The sequence below is a fragment of the Nocardioides xinjiangensis genome (genome assembly GCF_017916385.1).
In the GTDB taxonomy this organism is placed as follows: domain Bacteria; phylum Actinomycetota; class Actinomycetes; order Propionibacteriales; family Nocardioidaceae; genus Nocardioides; species Nocardioides xinjiangensis.
The window spans coordinates 1,572,624-1,594,397 of the sequence record NZ_JAFMSW010000001.1 but is presented as its reverse complement, the minus strand read 5'-3'; the positions used below and the strand labels follow the sequence as shown (position 1 = coordinate 1,594,397).

Below are 21,774 nucleotides of genomic sequence, written 5' to 3'. Positions count from 1 at the left end.
CGGCGCCAGTGCGCCGGGAGTCCCCGTCGAGTCGGCGCTGGTGCGCCTGGAGTTCCCGTCGAGTCGGCGCTAGTGCGCCGGGAGTTCCCGTCGAGTCGGCGCTAATGCGCTCCGATCGGGACACAAGCGCCCACTCGGCGCGGCAGCGCGGGACGCCAGCGCCCACTCGACGCGGCAGCGCGGGACGCCAGCGCCCACTCGACGCGCCAGCGCGGGACGCCAGCGCCCACTCGACGCGCCAGCGCGGGACACCAGCGCCCACTCACCCGGGTGCCGCGGGGATCCACAGCGAGAACCGCGCCCCGCCGCCCGGTGCCTGCGACACCTCGACGCGTCCGCCGTGCCGGTCCACCACCTGCCGCACGATCGCGAGGCCCAGCCCGGAGCCGGGCATGGCGCGTGACTCCTCGGCGCGGTAGAACCGGTCGAAGACGTGCGGCCGGTCCGCCTCCGCGACCCCGCTGCCCTCGTCGTCGACGGTGAGCACACCGTCGGCGAGGCGCACCGTGACGGTGCCCTCCGAGGGGCTCCACTTGGCGGCGTTGTCGAGCAGGTTCGTCACGGCGCGCTCCAAGCTGTTGCCGTCGCCCACGACCGGCCACTCGTCCAGGGACACCTCGAACGTGACGCCGTGCGCGCGGCGACGTACGCGCGTCACCGCCCGCTCGACGACCTCGGCGAGGTCGACCTGCGTCACCACGCGGCTCGTCGGCTCGTCGCGGGCCAGCTCCACGAGGTCGCCCACGAGCGCGCTGAGCTCCTCGATCTGGCCGCGCACGTCGTCGAGCAGCTCGAGCCGCGCCTGGGGCGGGAGCGCCGCGTTGCCCTCGGCCTGCCGGAGCAGGTCGAGGTTCGTGCGCAGCGACGTGAGGGGCGTGCGCAGCTCGTGGCTCGCGTCGGCCACCAGCCGGCGCTGCCGGTCCCGCGACGCTCCCAGCGCGAGCAGCATCTGGTTGAACGCGGTCGCGAGACGCGCGACCTCGTCGTCGCCCTCCACCCGCAGCGGCGTGAGGTCCTCGGTGACCGCGATCCGCTCCACCGCGGACGTGAGGCGCCGTACGGGGCGCAGGCCGTTGCGGGCCACGAGCCAGCCGGCCAGCAGCGCTGCCAGCACGCCCAGGGCGCCGAAGACGAACAGCACGCCGCCGAGCTTCTCCAGCGTCCGGTCGTTGGCGGCGAGCGGCTGGGCGAGCACCAGCGCCTGGCCGCTGCCGGCGGGCACCGTGGCGACCCGGAACCGCTCGCCCTCCGCGGTGACCAGGGTCCGCACGACGGACTCGCGCCGGCCGGTCACGACGTCGTACTCGGGCCGCCCCAGCCGGAAGTTCGGGATGTCGGTGCCGCTCGGGGGGCCGTCGGCGGTCACGAAGATGACGCGGACGTCGGCGGCGCCGAGGACCCACGGCGGGAAGCCCTGGACGGTGAGGTCCGACAGGGTGGAGATCGCCGTGGCCTTGTGGGCGCGGTTGAGCAGCGACTGGTCGAGCGAGCTCATGAGCTGCTGGCGCATCACGACGAACGCGGTGAACGCCATGATCGTGATCGACAGCCCGACGGCGAGCGTGGTCAGCACGGCGACCCGCGACGCCAGGGACCGGCGGTAGTGCCAGCGCCCGTCGGGCCAGGCCCCCTCGGGCCAGGCGGTCGACCTCACGGTGCCGACCTCATGATTCCTTCAGCACGTAGCCGACGCCGCGCACGGTCTGGATCAGCCGCGGCTCGCCCTCGGCCTCGGTCTTGCGCCGGAGGTAGCCGACGTAGACCTCGAGCGAGTTGGCGCTGGTCGGGAAGTCGTAGCCCCACACCTCCTCGAGGATGAAGGAGCGGTCGAGCACGCGCCGCGGCCGGCGCAGGAACATCTCGAGGAGCGTGAACTCCGTGCGGGTGAGCTCGATCGGCCGGCCGCCGCGGGACACGTCGCGGCTCGCGACGTCCATGCGCAGGTCGGCGAACGACAGCACCTCGCTCTCGCCGTCGGCGCCGGGGACGACCCTTCGCAGCAGGGCGCGCAGCCGGGCCAGCAGCTCCTCGAGCGCGAAGGGCTTGGTGAGGTAGTCGTCCGCGCCGGCGTCGAGGCCCTCGACGCGGTCGCCGACGGCGTCGCGCGCGGTCAGGACGAGGACGGGTACGTCGTTGCCGGCGGCGCGCAGCGCCCGGGTGGTCTCGATGCCGTCGAGCCGCGGCATCATCACATCGATCACCACCACGTCGGGGTGCTGGGCACCCACGGCGACCAGGCCCTCGGCGCCGTCGGCGGCCAGCACCACGTCGTACCCGTTGAACTCCAGCGACCGGCGCAGCGAGTCGCGCACGGCACGGTCGTCGTCGACGACGAGCACGCGCGGCTTCGACTCGTTCACGCGGCAAGGATGCCAGCCACGCCTGAGGCGATCCTGAGATCGGCGGGTCAGGCGAAGGGCGCGGCCAGCCGGAGGTCGTCGACGAGGCCGGCGAACGCCTCGTCGTACCCGTCGCGCCCGCGCAGCCGCAGGACCGCCGACGGGTGCGTGGTGACGACCACGGGTGGACGCGGTCGGTCGGGTGGACCGGCCTCGTCCAGCACCGTGCCCCGGACCTCGCCGATCTTCACGGGCCGCTCCAGCACGGCCCGCGCCGCCGTGGCGCCAAGCGCGACGACGACCCCGGGCGAGACCGCCTCGAGCTCGGCGTCCAGCCAGGGGCGGCAGGCGCCGACGTGGCGCACCTCGGGCTTGGCGTGGATGCGCCGCTTGCCGCGCTGCTCGAAGCGGAAGTGCTTGACCGCGTTGGTGAGGTACGCCGCCTCCCGCGCGATGCCGGCCTCCGTCAGCGCCTCGTCGAGCACCCGCCCGGCGGGCCCGACGAACGGCTCGCCCGCCCGGTCCTCCTGGTCGCCGGGCTGCTCGCCGACGAGCATGATCCTCGCGGACCGGTCGCCGCTGGAGAACACGACCTGCGTGGCGGGCTGCCACAGCTCGCAGCCGCGGCACTCGTGCGCGGCGGACTCCAGGTCCTCCAGCTCGCGCGAGTCGGGGACCCAGGGCGTCGCGTCGGTGGGCTCGGCCATCGCTCCACCCTGCCGCGCGGCGGCGGCGCGCGGACCAGCCCGACGGGTGGGTCAGGCGTAGCGCGCGGCGATGCTGCCGGCGCGCGCGCCGTAGCCGCCGCCGAACATGCACGCGTGCACCAGCAGCGGGAACAGCTGGTGGATCCCGAGCCGGTCCTCCCAGCCCTCCGCGAGCGGGTACGCCTCGTGGTACGCCGCGACGACCCGCGGCAGGTGCGGGAGCCCGAAGAGGTGCAGCATCGCCAGGTCCACCTCGCGGTGGCCGCCGTGGGCCGCGGGGTCGATGACGTGGATGGCGAGGTCCTGCCCCCAGAGACAGTTGCCGTTCCAGAGGTCGCCGTGCAGCCGGGCGGGCGGCTCCTCCGGGAGCAGCACGGTCAACCGGCCCACCACCGCCTCGACGGCCGCGGCGTCGGCGTCGGTGATGGCGCCGCGGTCGCGGGCCAGCTTGAGGTAGGGCAGCACGCGGCGCACGGCGTAGAACTCCGGCCAGGAGTCGGCGCTCCGGTTGGGCATCGGCAGCCGGCCGATGTAGCCGTCGTGGTCGAGGCCCCAGCCGTCGGCGCCCGCGGCATGGGTGGTGGCGAGCTGCTGGCCGAACGCCACGGCCGCCTCGACCGGCGTCTTCGAGCCCGGCTCGATCCACTCCAGGATCACGCAGTCGCTGGCGGCGGCGAGCACCTCGGGCAGCGGCACGCCGCCCTCGACCTGGGCCAGCCACCGCAGTCCGGCGGCCTCGGCCTCGAAGAAGCCCTCCGGGGCGTGGGGGAGCGTCTTCATGAGCGCCGTCTGGCCGCTCGAGAGGCGCAGCCGGGTGGCGGTCGCGACGTCGCCGCCGGCCACGGGGGAGGTCGCGACAACCGACGTGCCGAGCAGCTCCTCGGCGCGCCGGGCCACGATCGGCTGGCGAGCCATCAGGCTCTGCCCTCCAGCGCGCGCGGCAGGGCCGCGACGATCGCGTCGCTCGTGCGCTCCACCATCGCCAGCACCTCCTCGAAGCCGTCGGCTCCACCGTAGTACGGGTCCGGTACCTCCCCGCCCGGACCGACCGGGTCGAAGTCGCGGAACAGGCCCACCCGGTCCGTGCGCCCGCCCACGTCGAGGAGGTTGGTCTCGTCCATGGCCAGGACCAGGTCGTACGCGTCGGGCCAGGTCGCGTCGTACTGCCGGGCACGGTGCCGGGTCGGGTCGTAGCCCGCCGCGCTCAGCGTCGCGGCGGCGCGCGGGTCCATGGGGTTGCCGACGTGCCAGCCGCCCGTGCCCGAGGAGGCGACCTCCACGCGATCGGCCAGGCCGGCGTCCCGGAGCCGGTGCTCGAGGACGACGTGCGCGGTCGGCGAGCGGCAGATGTTGCCCAGGCAGACGAGCGCCACCCGGTAGCGGCCGGGCACGCGGGCGGCGGGGAGGGCCGGCACCCCGTCAGTCCCGGGAGGGCAGGGCGATCCGGACGCCCCAGCCGACGACGGTGACGACCAGAGCCCCCACGAGCGCGCTCCAGAAGCCGTCGACGTCGAAGCCGAGGCCGAACGCGTCCGCGAGCCGGGCGGTGAGCAGCAGCATCAGCGCGTTGATGACCAGGAGGAGCAGGCCGAGCGTCAGGATGATGAAGGGCAGCGAGACGAGCTTGACCACCGGCTCCACGAAGGTCGACACCAGGCCGAGGATGAGGGCGACGAGGAGCAGCGGGACGATCTTCTCCTGCAGCTCCGCCTGGCCGGAGTCGGGCCCCTCGAAGGAGATGCCCGCCAGCAGCTGGGCCGCCACGGCCAGCCCGGCGGCGTACGTCAGCAACCAGGTCACGAAGCGCATGCGGGCGAGGTTATCCCTCCCGCGTACCCTCGCCGACGTGATGAGCACCGGCGGCGCGGGCGTGATGGTGCTCGGTGGGCTGGTGGCTGGAGCCCTCGCGGTCCTGCTCGTGCTTGCCACCCGCCGCCGGCTCGGCACCGCCTCGGCGGTCTCGATCGGCGGCCTGTGCTGGTCGCTCGCGGCCATCGCGCTGGTCACCCTGGTGCCGACCCGCCCCGACGTCGGGGTCGTCCCCGCGGAGGGCCGCAGCGAGTCGTGCTCGTGGGACTACGGCGGGCCCACCGGCGCGGCGTTCGAGGTCCTCGGCCTCGACCAGCGCGCCCTCAACGTGCTGCTGTTCGTGCCCGCGGGGGTGTTCCTGGTCCTCGCCGTCGGCCGCTGGCGCTCGGCGCTGGTGCTCGCGCCCGCCGGCCTCGGCCTGCTGGCGGCGTACAGCCTCGCCATCGAGCTCGTCCAGCTGCAGCTCGCCCGGCTGGACCGGGCCTGCGACGTCACCGACCTGGTCGACAACGTGCTCGGCGCCGGGATCGGCTTCCTCCTCGGCCTGGCGCTGCTGCCGGCGGTGCGGCCGTGGCGGGGCCGTCGCGCGCCTCACTAGGGTGCGGGCCATGGCTACCCCCTCCGGCTCCGCCCCGCAGCCCCGGCCCAACGTGCTCGCCATCCCCGCGTACGTCGCCGGCAAGCCGCCCGTCGCCCGACCCGGGCTCACGTCGTACAAGCTGTCGTCCAACGAGAACCCCTACCCGCCGCTGCCCGGCGTGCTGGAGGCGGCGACCGAGGCGGCGGCCTCGATGAACCGCTACCCCGACATGGGCAGCACCGCGCTCTACGCGGCGCTGGGGGAGGCGATGGGCGTGCCGGTGGAGGACCTGGCGGCGGCGACCGGCTCAGTGGGCCTGATCTACCAGCTCGTGAACGCGTTCTGCGGGCCCGGCGACGAGGTCGTCTACGCCTGGCGCTCGTTCGAGGCCTACCCGATCGCGGTCACCGCGGGCGGCGCGACGAGCGTCCAGGTGCCGGTGACCGCCGACGGCCGCCACGACCTCGACGCCATGGCGGCGGCGGTCACCGACCGCACCCGGGTCGTCATCGTCTGCACGCCCAACAACCCGACCGGGCCGGCCGTGACGCAGTCCGAGCTCGACGCGTTCATCGCGAAGGTGCCCCCGCACGTGGTCGTCGTGGTGGACGAGGCATACCTCGAGTTCGTGCGGATGGACGACGCCATCGACGGCATCGCGACCTACCGCCGCCACCACAACGTCGTGCTGACGCGCACCTTCTCCAAGGCCTACGGGCTCGCCGGGTTCCGGGTCGGGTACGCCGTCGCGCCGGCCCCGCTCGCGGCGGCGCTGCGCGCGGTGTCGCTGCCCTTCGGCGTCAGCCACGTCGCCCAGGCCGCGGCGATCGCCTCCCTCGAGGCACGCGACGAGCTGTTCGCCCGCGTCGAGGACCTCGTGGCGCGTCGCGCCGGGCTGGTCGCCCGCCTGCGCGAGGTCGGCTGGGAGCTCCCGGACGCCCAGGGCAACTTCGTGTGGTTCCCGCTCGGCGACCGGGCCCTGGACTTCGCCGCGGCCTGCGGCGAGGTCGGGATCTCGGTGCGTCCCTTCGCCGGCGACGGCGTCCGCGTCAGCATCGGCGAGGTCGAGGCCTTCGACCGGGTGGTCGAGGTCGCTGCCCGCTTCGCCGTCCCGTCGTCCTGAGCGTCGAGCGGTGCGTCGTCCTGAGCGTCGAGCGGAGCTCGTCCTGGGCGTCGAGCGGTGAGTGATGCAGCTTCTGGACCGCAGGAACCTGTCTCACGCACCGCTCGGCGGCGGACGTCGTGCTGAGCGGTGAGTGACGCAGCTTCCGGACCGCAGGAACCTGTCTCACGCACCGCTCGGCGTTGGACGTCGTGCTGAGCGGTGAGTGAGGCAGGTTTCGGACTCCACGAACTTGACCCACGCACCGGTCGGGGGCGGACGTCGTCCTGAGCGGTGAGTGACGCAGCTTCCGGACCGCAGAAACCTGCGTCACGCACCGCTCGGCGTGCGGGCGTCCACGACCGGAGCCCGCTCCATCTGCCGGAACGACGGCACCCGCGTCGGCGCCATCGTCGTGACGAGGTAGACCGCGCCGGCCACGAGCAGGGCCGGGGAGAGCCCGAGGCCGGCCACGGCGACGCCGGCCAGCACGCCGCCGAGCGGCATCAACGACCAGCAGATCGCGGTGTTGAGCGAGGAGACCCGGCCCAGCAGGTGCGCGGGGATCCGCTCCATGATCACCGCGCCGAGGATGGGGTTCAGGAACCCCGAGGCCACCCCCGCGAGGACCGTGACCGCGAAGACGGCCCACACCGGGGACTCCAGCGCCATCACGACGTAGCGCGGCGCCCCTGCGACGAGGAAGGCCACGACGTAGGTCCGGAACCGCGGCAGCGTCTCGCCCCATCGCGCTGCCGCCAGCGCGCCCAGCACGGACGCGCCGCTCATCGCGGCGAAGAGCGTGCCGAGGACCGCGACGCCGGCGCCCGACTCCTTGGCCCAGACCGGCGCGAGCACGGCGCTGTAGGCCTGGTCGACGAGGTTCGTGACCGCGACCATGACGCAGGTCGCGATGAGCACCGGCTCGGTGCGCAGGAAGTCCCACCCCTGCCGCAGTTCCTGGCCGTACGACGTGGGGGCGGCGTCGGGCTCCGGCGGGACCGGCCGCCCGAGACCGGCCGTGGCGACCGCGAAGACGGCGAAGGAGACCAGGAACGACGCGGCGTCGACGTAGAGCGCGTTGGCGGCCCCCAACGACGCCACGAGCAGGCCGGCCAGCGCGGCGCCGCCCATCGAGGAGGTGCGCTCGACCGCCGCGGCCAGGCCGGAGACCCGCTCGAGCGACCAGCCCGCGACCCGCGCGAGCTCGGGGCTCATCGCTGCCTTGCCCGCGTCGCCCGGGCCCCGCAGGGCGCCCGCGACGGCGACGAGGACCAGCAGCAACGGGAAGGACAGCAGGCCCAGCCCGTGCAGCAGCGGGATCGCGGCCACCACGATGGACGACGTCAGGTCGCACGCCAGGGTGACCCGGCGGGGGCCGAGCCGGTCGAGGAGCGGGCCGCCGAGCGCCTTGAAGACCACCAGCGGGGTGATCTCGGCGGCGGCGACGAGCCCGGTCTGGGTCGCCGACCCGGTCGTCGACAGCACGAACCACGGGATGGCGATCATCGAGATCCGGGTGCCGACGAAGGAGATGCCCTCCGCGACGAGCCCGCCGACGAGCGGCCTGCGCGTGGTCACTGCTCCTCCTCGCCCCAGGGCTGGCCCGGACGCGGGTAGGCGTTGAGGTTCACCACGAACGGCCGCGCGTCGTCGGAGTCCGCGTCCTCGGCCTCCTCGATGACCTCGGCCAGCTTCTTCACCAGCGCCTCGGCGCGAGCCGGCGTGAGGCGGACCTCCCAGTCGCTGAGCGTCCCGACGGTGCGCCACGGCGGCGGCAGGAACGGCATCTCCGAGACCGCCGCCCGCATGCGGTCGGCGTAGAGGAGGACCACGGTCGTGAGGTAGGCCTCGACGTCGCTGTCGACGACGCCCCGGGCGCGGAAGTCGGTGCGGGTGCTGGCGTGCGCGGCCCGCCACCAGCGGTCGCGGGCGTTGCCCCGGTCGGCGTCCTCCTCGATGAAGCCGTGCTGCGCGAGCTGGCGCAGGTGGTACGACGTCGCGCCGGTGTTGAGCCCGAGCCGCTGGGCGAGGGTGGTCGCGGTCGCGGGCCCCTCGCCGCGCAGCAGCGTCAGCATCCGCAGCCGCACCGGGTGGCTCAGTGCGCGGAGGCCGGCGATGTCCGGGGTGATCGAGGAGCCCATGCCGGGATCGTAGGACTGCAAACGACCGTTTGCAAAGAGTTCGCTGCCGATTGGGATGCAGTGGGATGGGTACGGTTGAAGGGTGAACGACACGGCGAGCTACACGACCAAGGGACAGCCCTTCGAGCGCGACATGTCCTACCTGCCCGACCGGATCCTGGCGGGCGAGCGCTCCGCCGACCCGCTCGACGACGACTTCCCGAGCGGGTCGAAGGACAGCCCGCGCGACGTCCCCGTGTGGCCGGCCGTGCCCGGGCGCTACCGCCTCGTCGCCGCCCGCGCCTGCCCTTGGGCGCACCGCTCGATCATCGTGCGCACCCTGCTCGGCCTCGAGGACGTGATCTCCTGGGGCGCGCCCGGTCCCACCCACGACGCCCGGAGCTGGACCTTCGACCTCGACCCCGGCGGCGTCGACCCGGTGCTCGGGATCGAGCGCCTCCAGCAGGCCTACTTCGCCCGTCAGCCCGACTACCCGCGCGGCATCACGGTGCCCGCGATCGTGGACGTCGAGTCGGGCGAGGTCGTCACCAACGACTTCCCGCAGATCACCCACGACCTCTTCTTCGAGTGGCGCGAGCACCAGCGCCCCGACGCGCCGGACCTGTGGCCGGCGGACGTCCGCGAGGAGATGGAGTCGGTGATGAAGCGCGTCTTCACCGAGATCAACAACGGCGTCTACCGCTGCGGCTTCGCCGGCTCCCAGGAGGCGTACGACGACGCGTACGCGCGGCTGTGGACCACGATGGACTGGCTCGAGGAGCGGCTCGCCGACCGTCGCTTCCTGATGGGCGAGGCGTTCGCCGAGGCCGACGTGCGGCTCTTCACCACGCTCGTCCGCTTCGACGCGGTCTACCACGGACACTTCAAGTGCAACCGCAACAAGCTGACCGAGATGCCGAACCTCTGGGGCTACGCGCGCGACCTCTTCCAGACGCCGGGGTTCGGCGACGAGGTCGACTTCGAGCAGATCAAGCGTCACTACTACGTCGTGCACACCGACATCAACCCCACGCAGATCGTCCCGGCCGGCCCCGACGAGGCGGGCTGGCACACGCCGCACGGCCGCGGCTGAGCGCGCGCTCGCGCCGACCGCCAGATTGGTGCTGTCAGGCTGCGGCCGATACCTTGAGCACCACCATGTGGTCGGGGTCACACACGCCGGCGGCCACGCTTGCACGCCGTCGGCGTCCGGCGATCCCGTGACTGCCGCTAGCTGTAGAAGGAGACTGCGTTGTCCGATCCTGCCTTCCCCCGGAGTGACACCTTCGGCCCCGACCTGGCGGAGGTCTTCGGACCCTCGCATTCCGACGGCGGCCCCGACCTCGTCCAGCTGCTGACGCCCGAGGGCGAGCGCGTCCACCACCCCGAGTTCGACCACGACTTCTCCGCCGAGGAGCTCCGCGGGCTCTACCGCGACATGGTCCTCACCCGGCGCATCGACGTCGAGGCCACCGCCCTCCAGCGCCACGGCGAGCTCGGCATCTGGGCCCAGCTGCTCGGCCAGGAGGCCGCGCAGATCGGCGCCGGCCGCGCCCTGCGTCCCCAGGACTACGTCTTCCCGACCTACCGTGAGCACGGTGTCGCCTACTGCCGCGGCGTCGACCCGCTGCGCCTGCTCGGCCTGTTCCGCGGCGTCGACCAGGGCGGCTGGGACCCGACCGAGAACAACTTCGGCCTCTACACGATCGTCATCGGCGCCCAGACGCTCCACGCCACCGGCTACGCCATGGGCATGCAGCGCGACGGCGTCGTCGGCACCGGCGACCCCGAGCGCGACGCGGCCGTCATCGCCCACTTCGGCGACGGCGCGTCCTCCCAGGGCGACGTCAACGAGGCGTTCATCTTCGCCGCGTCCTACAACGCCCCGGTCGTGTTCTTCTGCCAGAACAACCAGTGGGCGATCTCCGAGCCGATCGAGCGGCAGACCCGCATCCCGCTCTACCAGCGGGCGCTGGGCTTCGGCTTCCCGGGCATCCGCGTCGACGGCAACGACGTGCTGGCGACGTACGCCGTCACCAGGGCCGCGCTCCAGCGGGCGCGCGAGGGCAACGGCCCCTCCTTCGTCGAGGCCTACACCTACCGGATGGGCGCGCACACCACGACCGACGACCCCACGCGCTACCGGCTCAACGACGAGCTCGAGCACTGGAAGCTCAAGGACCCGATCGAGCGGCTCAAGGTGTACCTCCGCCGCAACGGCCTGGTCGACCAGGAGTTCTTCGACGACCTCGACGCCGAGGCCAAGGAGCTGGGCCACCACCTCCGCGAGGGCTGCAAGGCGCTGCCCGACCCCAAGCCGCTGGACCAGTTCGGCTACGTCTTCAGCGAGATGACCGACGAGATCGCCGCCCAGCGCGACGAGTTCGCCGCCTACCTCGCGTCCTTCGAGGGGAGCCACTCGTGACCAGCAAGATCACGCTCGCCAAGGGCCTCAACATGGGCTTGCGCAAGGCGATGGAGGACGACGACAAGGTCCTCCTCATGGGCGAGGACGTCGGCAAGCTCGGCGGCGTCTTCCGCATCACCGACGGGCTGCAGAAGGACTTCGGCGAGGACCGCGTCATCGACAGCCCGCTGGCGGAGTCCGGCATCGTCGGCACCGCGGTCGGCATGGCGCTGCGCGGCTACCGCCCCGTCGTGGAGATCCAGTTCGACGGCTTCGTCTACCCCGCCTACGACCAGATCGTGTGCCAGGTGGCCAAGTACACCTACCGCTCGCAGGGCAAGGTGAAGATGCCGATCGTCATCCGCATCCCCTTCGGCGGCGGCATCGGCGCGGTCGAGCACCACTCCGAGAGCCCCGAGGCGCAGTTCGCGCACACCCCCGGCCTCAAGGTGGTGGCCTGCTCCAACCCCGTCGACGGCTACTGGATGATCCAGCAGGCGATCGCCCACGACGACCCGGTCATCTTCCTCGAGCCGAAGCGGCAGTACCACGCCGACAAGGCGGAGCTCGACGAGTCCGCGACGCCGGAGCCGCTGTTCACCTCGCGCGTGGTGCGCGCCGGGTCCGACGCGACGGTGCTGGCCTACGGCCCGACCGTGAAGACCGCGCTCAAGTGCGCCGAGGCCGCCGAGTCCGAGGGCCGCAGCCTCGAGGTCATCGACCTGCGCACCCTGTCGCCGCTCGACATGGCGCCGGTCTACGAGTCCGTGCGCCGCACCGGCCGGTGCGTGGTCACCCACGAGGCGCACGTCAACCTCGGCATGGGCGCCGAGCTCGCCGCCCGGGTCACCGAGCAGTGCTTCTACTCGCTCGAGGCGCCGGTGCTGCGCGTCGGCGCGTTCGACACGCCCTACCCGCCGTCGCGGATCGAGGAGGAGTACCTCCCCGACCTCGACCGGGTGCTGGACGCCGTCGACCGCACCTTCGCCTACTGAGAGGAGTCCCCTGATGTCCGAGTTCCTGCTCCCCGACGTCGGCGAGGGCCTCACCGAGGCCGAGATCGTCGCGTGGAAGGTCAAGGTCGGCGACACCGTCGAGATCAACGACGTGATCGTCGAGATCGAGACCGCGAAGTCGCTGGTCGAGCTGCCCTCGCCGTTCGAGGGCATCGTGCTGGCCCTCCTCGTCCCCGAGGGCGAGACCGTCCCGGTCGGCACGCCGATCATCTCCATCGGCGCGGCCGGCGAGGCGCCTGCCGAGCCTGCCGGCGGCGCCGCCCCCCAGACCGAGTCCGACCCCTACCTCGGCATGGCCCAGAAGGCCGGCGCCGAGGACGCGGGGCCGGCGGCCGCGCAGGTCGACCCGACCGAGATCGACCTGTCCAACCCGGCCGCCTCCGGATCGATGGAGGGGGCGTCCCTCGTCGGCCGCATCAAGGCCGACCGCGGCCCCATGCGCCGCGCCCGGCGCGGCTCGGCCTCCCCGAGCACGGTGGCCGGCGCCCAGACGCAGATGCAGGTGCAGGGCGCCTTCGCGCCCGGCGGCGCGCAGTCCGACGAGGTGGTGCCGGCCGACGAGTCCCCGGTGCCGGCCGTCGACCAGCGGCCCGCGCCGCAGGCGGCGCCCGCCGAGGCGCTCGTCCCGGCCGCCGCGCAGGGTGAGCCCGGCGCCGTGCGCGCCCTGGCGAAGCCTCCGGTCCGCAAGCTCGCCAAGGACCTCGGCGTCGACCTCACCACGCTGACCGGCTCGGGCCCGTCCGGCTCGATCACCCGCGACGACGTGCACGGAGCGGCCAACGGCTCCGCCGCGCCCGTGCCTGCTCCCGTCGCCCCGAGCGGCGGCGGTGACGTGCCGGGCGCCTCCTACGGCGGCTCTGCGCAGCGCGGCCTGTCGGGCTCGACGCCGTCCGGCGAGCGCGAGACCCGCGAGCCGATCAAGGGCGTGCGCAAGATGATGGCGTCGGCGATGAGCCAGTCGGCCTTCACCAGCCCGCACGTCACCGAGTGGATCACCGTCGACGTGACGGCGACGACGCAGCTCGTCGCGCGGCTGCGCAAGCGGCCGGAGTTCCGCGACACCAAGGTCAGCCCGCTGCTGGTCCTCGCCCGTGCGGTGATCCTCGCGATGAAGCGCACCCCGGAGATCAACTCCACCTGGGACGAGTCCGCCCAGGAGGTCGTCTACAAGCACTACGTCAACCTCGGCATCGCGGCCGCCACCCCGCGCGGGCTGGTGGTCCCCAACATCAAGGACGCCGACGCGCTCTCGATGACCGAGCTGGCGGCGGCGCTCGGGGAGCTGACGGCCACGGCGCGCGAGGGCAGGACCCAGCCCGCGGAGATGGCCGGCGGCACGTTCACGATCACCAACGTCGGCGTGTTCGGCGTCGACGCCGGCACGCCGATCATCAACCCCGGCGAGTCCGCCATCCTGTGCTTCGGCGCGATCAACAAGCGGCCGTGGGTCGAGGAGGAGACCGGCGAGATCGTCGTCCGCGATGTCACCACGCTCGCGCTGTCGTTCGACCACCGGCACATCGACGGCGAGAAGGGCTCGCGGTTCCTCGCCGACGTCGCCGGAGTGCTCTCCGACCCGGGCACCGCGCTGCTGTTCTGACGAGTGGGCGGGAGTGTCCCGCCAGTCGGCGTCGAGGCGGCGCTGGTGTCCCGAGGATCTGCGTCGAGTCGGCGCTGGTGTCCCCAGCACACTGGCGCCGACTCGGCCTGCTTCCCAGCACACTGGCGCCGGCTCGAGGTGCGCTCGTGGCGCACGAGCGCCGACTCGACGTGCTCTCCGGGTGCGCTAGCGCCCGCTCGGGCGGGCGTGCCAGGCAGCGAGCACCTCGGCCTCGCGCTCGGGTGAGAGCGCGGTGACGGGGGAGTCGAGGCAGTCGGGCGCGGTCTCGGCCACAGGGCGGAGGGTGAGCCCGGCGGCGATCGCCGGCGCGGGGTCGTGGGCCAGCATGCCGTCGTGCTCCGGTCGCGGGAGCCACAGCGGCAGCGAGTCCTCGCCCGCCCACGGTTGGACGCCGTGCTCCTGCAGGAAGCCCTGGTCGACCCACGTCAGCGTCGGGGCGTCGTCGCGGACACCGGCCGCCACGGCGGTCAGCAGGTCCTCGAACGACGTCGGCCGGCCCACCGCGTCGAGAACGCCCGGAGTCCGTGTCTGCGCCAGCCGCAGCAGCCAGGCCGCGAGGTCGCGTACGTCGATCACCTGCACGACGTCCGTGGGACGGCCCGGCGCCAGCACCTCGCCGCCCCGCGCCAGCCGCTGCGGCCAGTAGGCGAATCGTCCCGTCGGGTCGCCGGGACCGACGATCAGCCCCGGTCGGACGACCACCGACGACCGTGCGCCCGCCTGGACCGCCTGCTCGCAGGCGACCTTCATGCCGCCGTAGGCCCCCGGGTCGACCGCCAGGTCGACGTCGTCGTTGATGGGCTCCACCAGCGGCGCCATCGCCGGCGAGGAGTCGTCGGCGTAGACGCTGATCGTCGACACGAACACCCAGTGCGCCCCGGCCGTCGCCTCGACGGCCCGGCGCGCGTGCGAGGGCAGCCTGGTGACGTCGACGACGGCGTCCCAGCGGCCCTCGGCGACACCGGCCGGCACGGGCTCGGCGCGATCCCAGGGAAGGTGCGTCGCACCTGCCGGGAGCGGCCCGGACTCGCCGCGGCAGGCGCAGGTGACGTCCCAGCCGGCGTCGACCGCCTGGGCCGCGACCTCGCGCGAAAGGAACCGGGTGCCACCGAGGACGAGGAGCTCCACGGGACCACTACACGGCCGTCCGGGCACGCACCACAACCCTGTTCGCGGTGGGCGCAACCCTCGCGCTGCACCTGTGACCGACGGGCCGGGGGCGCCGTGACGCGGTCCGCGACCCGGCTGCGACCGCCGCGCGACCGCGGGATGGGCGTTCGGCAGACAGGAGCCCGGCTCTTTGGCACCATCGCTCCGGCGCTGCGACAATGGCGCCCTCGGATCGCGTGGAAGGAGCTGGCGGGTGGCGTTCGAAGCCTCCACTGCTACCGGCGACACCACCCCCGCCGCCCTCCTCGCCCGGGCGCAGCAGGTCGCCGACCAGCTCGTCGACGAGGCGCGGCTGGAGGCCGAGAGGCTGACCGCCCAGCTGGCGACGCTGCGTGAGGAGCTCCGCCGGCTCCACGCCGAGGCCGAGGCGGACCGGGCCGAGGCCGGACGGGCACGACGGCAGGCCGAGCAGGTCCTCGCCGGCGCGTCGGAGGAGGCCGCCACGATCGTCGTCGACGCCAACGAGCAGGCCGCGTTGCTGATGTCCTCCGCCGAGGACGCCCGCGACCAGCACGTCGCCGCCGCACGCGTCGAGGGCGACCGGTTGCGCGCCGAGGCGCAGGAGGAGGCGGCCGCCCTCCGCGGGGAGTCCCGCGAGCTGCGCGACGCCGCTGCCGCCGAGGGGGCTGCCCTGCTCGACGCCGCGCGAGCCGAGGCCGAGGCCGTCGTCACCGCCGCCCAGCAGAGGGCCGCGGACCTGGTCGAGGAGGGTCGCGCAGGCGGCCAGCGGCACCTCGACACCGCCATGGCCGAGGCGGAGTCCCTGCGCGCCAGCGCCTCGACCGAGTCGGCGCGGATGCGCGACGAGGCCTCCGCCCACGTCGAGGAGCTGCGCCGCACCGCCGGCGCGGAGGCCGAGCAGGTCCGGCAGGCAGCCGCGGAGACGCTCGCCGCCGCTCGCGCCGAGAGCGAGGAGAAGCTCCGCCAGGCCGCCGAGCAGACCGAGTGGGCCACGCGGACCGTGCGCTCGGTGCTCGACGGCGCGGCGACGGAGGCGGACGCCATCCGCAGGGCCGGCCACGTCGAGGTCGGCGATCACGCCCGGGTGGTGCGCCGCCGGCTCCAGGCGGTCATCGCCGCGGTCGCCGGGCGCATGGCGCTGCAGCTGGCCGACGCGCAGCAGCGCGCAGACGAGATCACCCGCACCGCCGCGCTGGCGGCCGCGGAGATGGAGAGCGAGGCCAAGGCCGCGCTCGCCCGCGCCGAGGCCGAGGCGGCCCGCATCCTCGCCGACGCGACCGACGAGTCGCAGCGCGCCGTCGATCGCCTCGAGCGCCGTCGGGCGCAGGCCGAGGCGGGGGCGGCGAGCCTCCGCTCCCTGGTCGCCGAGGAGGTCACCCGCATCCGGGCGGAGGCCGCCGAGGAGCGGCGCCGCGCCCGGGAGGAGTCCGTCGCCCTCGTCGCCGAGGGCCGGGCGGAGGCCGACCAGCTCCGCGACAGCGCCCGCCGCGCGCTCGAGCGCGCCCGTGCCGAGGTCGCGCAGCTGCAGGCGCGGCGCGACGGCATCGCCGCCGAGCTGGGCCAGCTCTCCGGGGTCATCGAGGCGCTCTCCGTGCCCGAGCGCCAGCAGGCCTCCGCCGCCGGCACCGCCGCAGGCGACGCCCACGCGCAGCCACCGCGAGTCCAGCCACCCCACGCCCAGCCACCCCACGCCCCGCCACACCAGCAGGAGAGCACCGATGCCTGAAGAGATGTTCACGACCGTGCGCCGCGGCTACGACCCGACCGAGGTCGAGCGTGCCGTCGGGCAGGCGCAGAGCGAGGTCGCCGACCTCCGCCGGCGGCTCGAGGCCGCCGAGGCCGCCGCCCGGCAGGCTCGCGGCGAGGCCGCCGCGGCCCGCGAGGCGCTCGTCTCGCGTGAGGCTCAGGCGCCCGAGCTGCCGACGTACGAGCACCTCGGGCAGCGGGTCGGCCAGATCCTCTCCCTCGCCGAGGCCGAGGCAGCCGAGATCCGCGACCGGGTCAAGGGCGAGGTCGAGACCCTGCGCAAGGAGGCCGAGCAGGAGGCCGGCGCGCTGCGGGCCGACGCCGACCGCTACGCCGAGGAGACCCGCCGCGACGCCGAGGCCGAGGGTGCCCGGGTGCTCGCCGACGCGCGCAAGGCCGCCGACAGCGAGCGCGACGCGGCCGAGCGCGACGCCTCCGCCCGCCGGGCCGAGGCCGAGGCGCTGCACGAGGACCAGCGCGCCAAGGCCGCCCAGGCCGCCGCCGACTTCGAGACCACGCTGGCCGAGCGTCGCCAGAAGGCCACGGCCGAGTTCCAGGCGCAGCAGGCCGCGATCCGGGCCGAGCTCGACGCGATGGCCGCGCGCAACAAGGACACCGAGGCGACGATGGAGCGCAACCGGGCCGAGGCCGAGGAGCGGATCGCCCGCATGCTCGCCGACGCCGAGCAGCGCTCGACGACGATGGTCGAGGAGGCGCGCGCCTCCGCCGACCGCGTCCGCGCCGAGTCCGAGCGCGAGCTCGCCGCCGCCGCGCAGCGTCGCGACAGCATCAACGCCCAGCTCTCCAACGTCCGCCAGATGCTCGCCACGCTCACCGGCACCGTGCCCGGTGTCGCGCTGCCCGTCGCGGAGCCGGCCGCGGCCGCCGTACCCGCCGACGAGCCCGTCGACGAGCCGGTCCCGGCCGAGGCTGCGGAGTCCGACGCGGCGCAGTCCGACGCGAAGCCCGCTGCGGACGCGTCGCGCGAGGCCGAGGAGTCTCCCGAGCAGCGGTGAGCCACGCAGGTTCTGCGCGTCCGGAAGTTGCCTTACGCACCGCTGGCCCGGGCGGCGGTGAGCCACGCAGGTTCTGAGCGTACGAAGCCTGCGCCACGCACCGCTGGCCAGGGGGGCGGTGAGCCACGCAGGTTCTGAGCGTCCGGAACCTGCCTCACGCACCGCCGGTGCGAGCGGCGGTGAGCCACGCAGGTTCTGAGCGTCCGGAACCTGCCTCACGCACCGCTGGCCCGGGCGGCGGTGAGCCACGCAGGTTCTGAGCGTCCGGAAGCTGCCTCACGCACCGCTGGCCCGGGCGGCGGTGAGCCGCGCAGGTTCTGCGCGTCCGGAAGCTGCCTCACGCACCGCTGGCCCGGGCGGCGGTGAGCCACGCAGGTTCTGAGCGTACGAAGCTGCCTCACACACCGCTAGAGGCGGCGGTGAGCCACGCAGGTTCTCGGCGTCCGGAACCTGCCTCACGCACCGCTGGTCAGGGGCGGTGAGCCACGCAGGTTCTGCGCGTACGAAGCCTGCCTCACGCACCGCTCGAACCCGAGGAGAGGCGGGGCGCACTCACACGTAGCGGCGCGCGCGTTCCTCCGGGGACCCCGGGCCGGCGGCGAGCAGCGTGCTGAGCTCGTGCTCCAGCACGGCGCCGACCCGGCGGCAGAAGGCCTCCGGCTCGTCGGCCGCGTCCGGCTTCTCGGCCACGACCCGGTCGACGATCCCGCGCCGGTGCAGGTCGAGGGCGCGCACCTGCTGCGCCCGCGCCATCTCCGCGGCGTGGTCGAGGTCGCGGTGCACGATGGCCGACGCACCCTCGGGCGGCAGCGGCGAGAGCCAGGCGTGCTGGGCGGCGACGACCCGATCGGCCGGCAGCAGCGCCAGCGCCCCACCGCCGTTGCCCTCCCCGAGCATCAGGCACAGGGTCGGCGCGTCGAGCGTCACGAGGTCGGCCAGCGACCGGGCGATCTCGCCGGCCAGCCCGCCGTTCTCCGCGTCCGCCGACAGGGCGGCGCCCTGGGTGTCGATGACGGTCACCAGCGGCAGTCCGAGCTCCGAGGCCAGGCGCATGCCGCGCCGTGCCTCCCGCAGCGCCTCGGGGCCGAGAGGATGGTCGGTGGTCTGCCCGCGCCGGTCCTGCCCGAGGAACACGCACGGCGCCTCGCCGAAGCGGGCCAGCGCGATCAGCAGGCCGGGGTCGGACTCGCCCTGCCCCGTGCCGTTGAGCGGCACGACGTCGCTCGCGGCGTACCGCAGCAGCCGGCGTACGCCGGGTCGGTCGGGCCGCCGGGAGCGCGTCACGCACTCCCAGGTGTCGACGTCGGGCACGTCCTCGTGGCCGGGGTCCGGCACCGCGTCGACGCCCTCGCGGGCGGCCATGAGCGTGGTCAGCGCGCGGTCCAGGATCGCGGCGATCTCCTCGGGCGGCAGCACCGCGTCGATGATGCCGCGGGCGTAGAGGTTCTCCGCGGTCTGCACGCCGGCGGGGAACGGCCGGTCGTAGAGCGCCTCGTAGACGCGCGGCCCGAGGAAGCCCACGAGCGCGCCGGGCTCGGCGACGGTGACATGCCCGAGCGAGCCCCACGACGCCATGACGCCGCCCGTGGTGGGGTGGCGCAGGTAGACCAGGTACGGCAGTCCCGCGGTGCGGTGGGCCGCCACGGCGGCCGAGATCCGGACCATCTGCACGAAGGCGGGGGTGCCCTCCTGCATCCGCGTGCCGCCGCTGACCGGGGCGGCGACGAGCGGCAGCCCCTCCCGGGTGGCACGCTCGATGCCGGCCACGATCCGGTCGGCGGCGGCCCGGCCGATCGAGCCGGCCAGGAAGCCGAACTCCCCGACGAGCACGGCGATCCGACGCCCGTGCATCCGGGCCTCGCCGGTGAGCACGGACTCGTCGACGCCCGAGCGCTCCTCGGCGGCGGCCAGCTCGGCGGCGTACGCCTCGCTGATGTCCTCGCGCGACGGCGGGCTGTCCCAGGACGACCACGAGCCCTCGTCGAGGACCAGGTCGATGAGCTCGCGCGCGGAGAGGCGGGTCATGCGGGCAGGGTAGCCGCGGCGCGTCGCCGCGGACGGCGCGTCAGCGCGCCGGCACCCCCGGCTCGGGGGTGCGGTCGCCGGTGATCCACCCGTCGAAGAACGCCGACAGCTCGCGGCCGGTCTCCCGCTCCCAGTGCTCGTAGAGCTGCTCGCGCGAGGCCGACGCGTTGTCGTTCGCCTCCAGCCAGGAGCGGGCGATGCGGAAGAACTCCTCGTCGCCCAGCTCGACCCGCAGCTCGTCCCACATCAACGCCGGCGTCCAGTAGATGTTCGAGCTGCCGAACTGACGGCGGTCGTACGCGCCGGGCGGGCCGTACTGGTCGCGCAGCTGCTGGTCGGCGGCACGCGCCGCCCGCAGGCTCTGCCGCAGCGGCCGGATGTCGTGCTCGTCCTCGTAGATCCACTGCAGGAGCATCGTCATGCCCTCGTTGAGCCACACGTCGCGCCAGTCCGACGGCGAGACCTGGTCGCCGTACCACTGGTGCACGAGCTCGTGCGCGACCACCTGGGGGGAGAGCACGTAGTCGTTGCTGCCCAGCGTGATCATCGTCTGCGTCTCCATCGCGCTCATCGAGTCGGTGACGACGAGGCCGAGGGTGTCGAAGGGGTAGTCGCCCAGCCGGGACTCGATCCAGTCGACCGTGTCGGCGGCGGTCCGGACGCCCTGGAGCGGCCGGGTGAAGCGGCGTGGCGTCCAGTAGTCGACGCGCAGGCCGCTCCGCGAGGTGTTGCTGCTGTGGTCGTAGGCGCCGATCGCGAGGGTGATCAGGTACGACGACGCCGGCTCCACGAGCTGCCAGGACGTGGTCGTGCCCTCGTCGTCCGTGGCGAGCTCGGTCAGCGTGCCGTTGGCGACGCCGGTCCAGCGCGGCGGCGCGTGCACCGTGATGTCGTAGAGCGCCTTGTCGGCCGGCTGGTCGTTGACGGGGTACCACGTGAAGGCGCCGTAGGGCTCCTGCATCGTCCACACCTCGCCGGTGCGGGTCACGGTGAAGCCGGTCTCGGAGAGGTCGCTGCGCGTGGTCGGCGCGGCCGCCGGCTCGGGCGTGCCGGCGTAGGCGACGGCCAACTCGTAGTGCCGGTCCTCCTCGATGGGCGCGCGGACGACGAGGTCCTTGCCGCGGTGGGCGGTGCGGACGGCACGTCCGTCGAGCGTCACCTCGCCGACGCGCAGCGGTGCCCCGAGGTCGAGCTGGAAGCGCGGCGCCGAGCGGGCCGCCCGGAAGGTGACGACCGCCCGCCCCGTGAGGCGCCGCGCGTCGCGGTCCCAGGTCAGGTCGAGGTCGTAGTGCAGGGCGTCGACGCGGGGGTCGCCGACGTCGGGGTAGACGCTGTCCTCGACCGGCGTGGACCGGGCGAGGTCGAGGTCGGGCTCGACCCGGTCGCCCACCACCGGTCCGCGCGACGGCGCGCCGGACGCCGCATCGTCGGCGGGCGCCGCGCCGCTCGGTGAGCCTGCCGGCCGGGCCGGTGCGGGGTCGGCGGCGTCCTCGGAGCACCCGGCGACAGCGAGCGAGAGGCACACGGCGAGCGCCGGGAGGGCCCGCCGACGGGTCATCTCTCGCCCCGCAGCAGCGGCCGGGCCAGCTTGCGGCCGTGGTGGATTTGCGCCTTGACGGTGCCGAGGGGTGCGTCGACGAGGTCCGCGATCTCGTCGTAGGGGAGTCCGTAGACGTCGCGGAGCAGCAGCGGCTCGACGTACTGCGGGTGGTCCTTCTCGATGGTCTCCATCGCCTCGAGCAGGTCGAGCCGGGTGCCGGCGATGACGCTGGTGGTGCGCGGGTCCGGACGATCGTGCGAGCCGTCCTCGAAGTCCGTCGGCGTTGCCAGGTTCCGCAGCCGGCGGTACGTCGAGCGGGCGCTGTTGACCGCGACGATGTGCAGCCAGGTGGTGAACCGGCCGCGACCGCCCCACGTGCCGATCTTGGTCGCGACGTTGAGCAACGCCTCCTGGCAGGCGTCCTCCGCGTCGCCGGAGTAGGGGAGCACGCCGCGGCAGATGTTGAGCACCCGGCTGCGGACGGCGGCGAGCAGCAGCTCGAGGGCGTCCCGGTCCCCGTCGCGGGCGCGCCGGGCGAGGTCGTCGATGTCGTCCGGCCCCAGCGCGTCGCCGTGGTCCCCCGAATAGCTCACGGACTGCACGATAATGCCC

The 21,774-nt window shown here is 74.2% G+C and carries 20 protein-coding genes; 8 read left to right on the top strand and 12 right to left on the bottom strand.

All coding sequences use genetic code 11. The features are described from left to right. Positions 1 to 262: 262 nt before the first annotated feature. From J3P32_RS07570 to J3P32_RS07545, 6 genes are read right to left on the bottom strand one after another with little or no spacing between them, the layout of a single operon-like run. A complete protein-coding gene (locus tag J3P32_RS07570) occupies positions 263 to 1,654 on the bottom strand; it encodes a HAMP domain-containing sensor histidine kinase (protein ID WP_307861614.1) in 1,392 nt (463 codons plus the stop codon). Positions 1,655 to 1,664: 10 nt separating this feature from the next. Next, positions 1,665 to 2,360, bottom strand: a complete 696-nt coding sequence (locus tag J3P32_RS07565) for a response regulator transcription factor (protein WP_210439206.1) — start codon at positions 2,358 to 2,360, stop codon at positions 1,665 to 1,667. A gap of 47 nt (positions 2,361 to 2,407) precedes the next feature. Further along, a complete protein-coding gene (locus J3P32_RS07560; protein WP_210439205.1) occupies positions 2,408 to 3,046 on the bottom strand; it encodes a UdgX family uracil-DNA binding protein in 639 nt (212 codons plus the stop codon). 51 nt (positions 3,047 to 3,097) lie between these two features. After that, positions 3,098 to 3,961, bottom strand: coding sequence for a fructosamine kinase family protein (locus J3P32_RS07555; protein WP_210439204.1), 864 nt, complete (start codon positions 3,959 to 3,961; stop codon positions 3,098 to 3,100). Further along, entirely contained in the window at positions 3,961 to 4,461 is a 501-nt protein-coding gene (locus J3P32_RS07550) for a low molecular weight protein-tyrosine-phosphatase (protein ID WP_210439203.1), read from the bottom strand. Before J3P32_RS07550 ends, J3P32_RS07555 begins: the two co-directional genes overlap by 1 nt. 4 nt (positions 4,462 to 4,465) lie before the next feature. After that, positions 4,466 to 4,855: a phage holin family protein gene (locus J3P32_RS07545; protein WP_210439202.1), complete on the bottom strand. Its 390-nt coding sequence runs from the start codon at positions 4,853 to 4,855 to the stop codon at positions 4,466 to 4,468. A gap of 40 nt (positions 4,856 to 4,895) precedes the next feature. Between J3P32_RS07545 and J3P32_RS07540 the strand changes: the two genes are divergently transcribed. Together J3P32_RS07540 and J3P32_RS07535 are read left to right on the top strand one after the other, a co-directional pair. After that, a complete protein-coding gene (locus J3P32_RS07540) occupies positions 4,896 to 5,453 on the top strand; it encodes a VanZ family protein (protein ID WP_246850815.1) in 558 nt (185 codons plus the stop codon). A gap of 10 nt (positions 5,454 to 5,463) precedes the next feature. Continuing rightward, entirely contained in the window at positions 5,464 to 6,558 is a 1,095-nt protein-coding gene (locus tag J3P32_RS07535) for a histidinol-phosphate transaminase (RefSeq protein ID WP_210439200.1), read from the top strand. Between the two features lie 309 nt (positions 6,559 to 6,867). Here the strand turns inward: J3P32_RS07535 and J3P32_RS07530 are convergent, their stop codons facing one another. Both J3P32_RS07530 and J3P32_RS07525 read right to left on the bottom strand, forming a co-directional pair. Next, positions 6,868 to 8,118, bottom strand: coding sequence for an MFS transporter (locus tag J3P32_RS07530; RefSeq protein WP_210439199.1), 1,251 nt, complete (start codon positions 8,116 to 8,118; stop codon positions 6,868 to 6,870). Further along, positions 8,115 to 8,681 carry an ArsR/SmtB family transcription factor gene (locus J3P32_RS07525; protein WP_210439198.1) on the bottom strand — a complete coding sequence of 189 codons (567 nt, stop codon included), beginning with the start codon at positions 8,679 to 8,681 and terminating at the stop codon, positions 8,115 to 8,117. The genes J3P32_RS07530 and J3P32_RS07525 overlap by 4 nt, the downstream gene beginning before the upstream one ends. Before the next feature lie 82 nt (positions 8,682 to 8,763). Here J3P32_RS07525 and J3P32_RS07520 point away from each other — a divergent pair, with 82 nt between their 5' ends. The 4 genes from J3P32_RS07520 to J3P32_RS07505 all read left to right on the top strand — a co-directional run bounded on the left by J3P32_RS07520 (position 8,764) and on the right by J3P32_RS07505 (position 13,683). Next, the gene (locus J3P32_RS07520; protein WP_307861613.1) at positions 8,764 to 9,753 is read left to right on the top strand and encodes a glutathione S-transferase C-terminal domain-containing protein; all 990 of its coding nucleotides are present in this window, start codon (positions 8,764 to 8,766) and stop codon (positions 9,751 to 9,753) included. A gap of 159 nt (positions 9,754 to 9,912) precedes the next feature. After that, the gene (pdhA, locus tag J3P32_RS07515; RefSeq protein WP_210439197.1) at positions 9,913 to 11,085 is read left to right on the top strand and encodes a pyruvate dehydrogenase (acetyl-transferring) E1 component subunit alpha; all 1,173 of its coding nucleotides are present in this window, start codon (positions 9,913 to 9,915) and stop codon (positions 11,083 to 11,085) included. Then, on the top strand, positions 11,082 to 12,062 hold the full coding sequence (locus J3P32_RS07510; protein ID WP_210439196.1) for an alpha-ketoacid dehydrogenase subunit beta: 981 nt from the start codon (positions 11,082 to 11,084) through the stop codon (positions 12,060 to 12,062). Before pdhA ends, J3P32_RS07510 begins: the two co-directional genes overlap by 4 nt. A gap of 13 nt (positions 12,063 to 12,075) precedes the next feature. Beyond that, on the top strand, positions 12,076 to 13,683 hold the full coding sequence (locus tag J3P32_RS07505; RefSeq protein ID WP_210439195.1) for a dihydrolipoamide acetyltransferase family protein: 1,608 nt from the start codon (positions 12,076 to 12,078) through the stop codon (positions 13,681 to 13,683). A 186-nt stretch (positions 13,684 to 13,869) separates the two neighbouring features. Here the strand turns inward: J3P32_RS07505 and J3P32_RS18440 are convergent, their stop codons facing one another. Beyond that, positions 13,870 to 14,832, bottom strand: a complete 963-nt coding sequence (locus J3P32_RS18440; protein ID WP_210439194.1) for an NAD-dependent epimerase/dehydratase family protein — start codon at positions 14,830 to 14,832, stop codon at positions 13,870 to 13,872. A 235-nt stretch (positions 14,833 to 15,067) separates the two neighbouring features. Between J3P32_RS18440 and J3P32_RS18435 the strand changes: the two genes are divergently transcribed. Both J3P32_RS18435 and J3P32_RS07490 read left to right on the top strand, forming a co-directional pair. Then, positions 15,068 to 16,561, top strand: a complete 1,494-nt coding sequence (locus J3P32_RS18435; RefSeq protein ID WP_210439193.1) for a coiled-coil domain-containing protein — start codon at positions 15,068 to 15,070, stop codon at positions 16,559 to 16,561. Further along, entirely contained in the window at positions 16,554 to 17,597 is a 1,044-nt protein-coding gene (locus J3P32_RS07490; RefSeq protein WP_210439192.1) for a coiled-coil domain-containing protein, read from the top strand. Before J3P32_RS18435 ends, J3P32_RS07490 begins: the two co-directional genes overlap by 8 nt. A gap of 552 nt (positions 17,598 to 18,149) precedes the next feature. Here the strand turns inward: J3P32_RS07490 and J3P32_RS07485 are convergent. From J3P32_RS07485 to J3P32_RS07475, 3 genes are read right to left on the bottom strand one after another with little or no spacing between them, the layout of a single operon-like run. After that, the gene (locus J3P32_RS07485) at positions 18,150 to 19,622 is read right to left on the bottom strand and encodes a carboxyl transferase domain-containing protein (RefSeq protein ID WP_210439191.1); all 1,473 of its coding nucleotides are present in this window, start codon (positions 19,620 to 19,622) and stop codon (positions 18,150 to 18,152) included. Between the two features lie 40 nt (positions 19,623 to 19,662). Then, positions 19,663 to 21,180 carry a M1 family metallopeptidase gene (locus tag J3P32_RS07480; RefSeq protein WP_210439190.1) on the bottom strand — a complete coding sequence of 506 codons (1,518 nt, stop codon included), beginning with the start codon at positions 21,178 to 21,180 and terminating at the stop codon, positions 19,663 to 19,665. After that, complete coding sequence (locus J3P32_RS07475; protein WP_210439189.1) at positions 21,177 to 21,755, bottom strand: RNA polymerase sigma factor; 579 nt, start codon at positions 21,753 to 21,755, stop codon at positions 21,177 to 21,179. The genes J3P32_RS07480 and J3P32_RS07475 overlap by 4 nt, the downstream gene beginning before the upstream one ends. Positions 21,756 to 21,774 lie beyond the last annotated feature (19 nt).

Coding starts and splice junctions, on each gene's coding strand:
- J3P32_RS07560 (WP_210439205.1), bottom strand. CDS start 3,046: ATGGCCGAGCCCACCGACGCGACGCCCTGGGTCCCCGACTCGCGCGAG.
- J3P32_RS07555 (WP_210439204.1), bottom strand. CDS start 3,961: ATGGCTCGCCAGCCGATCGTGGCCCGGCGCGCCGAGGAGCTGCTCGGC.
- J3P32_RS07545 (WP_210439202.1), bottom strand. CDS start 4,855: ATGCGCTTCGTGACCTGGTTGCTGACGTACGCCGCCGGGCTGGCCGTG.
- J3P32_RS07540 (WP_246850815.1), top strand. CDS start 4,896: ATGAGCACCGGCGGCGCGGGCGTGATGGTGCTCGGTGGGCTGGTGGCT.
- J3P32_RS07535 (WP_210439200.1), top strand. CDS start 5,464: ATGGCTACCCCCTCCGGCTCCGCCCCGCAGCCCCGGCCCAACGTGCTC.
- J3P32_RS07525 (WP_210439198.1), bottom strand. CDS start 8,681: ATGGGCTCCTCGATCACCCCGGACATCGCCGGCCTCCGCGCACTGAGC.
- J3P32_RS07505 (WP_210439195.1), top strand. CDS start 12,076: ATGTCCGAGTTCCTGCTCCCCGACGTCGGCGAGGGCCTCACCGAGGCC.
- J3P32_RS07490 (WP_210439192.1), top strand. CDS start 16,554: ATGCCTGAAGAGATGTTCACGACCGTGCGCCGCGGCTACGACCCGACC.
- J3P32_RS07485 (WP_210439191.1), bottom strand. CDS start 19,622: ATGACCCGCCTCTCCGCGCGCGAGCTCATCGACCTGGTCCTCGACGAG.
- J3P32_RS07480 (WP_210439190.1), bottom strand. CDS start 21,180: ATGACCCGTCGGCGGGCCCTCCCGGCGCTCGCCGTGTGCCTCTCGCTC.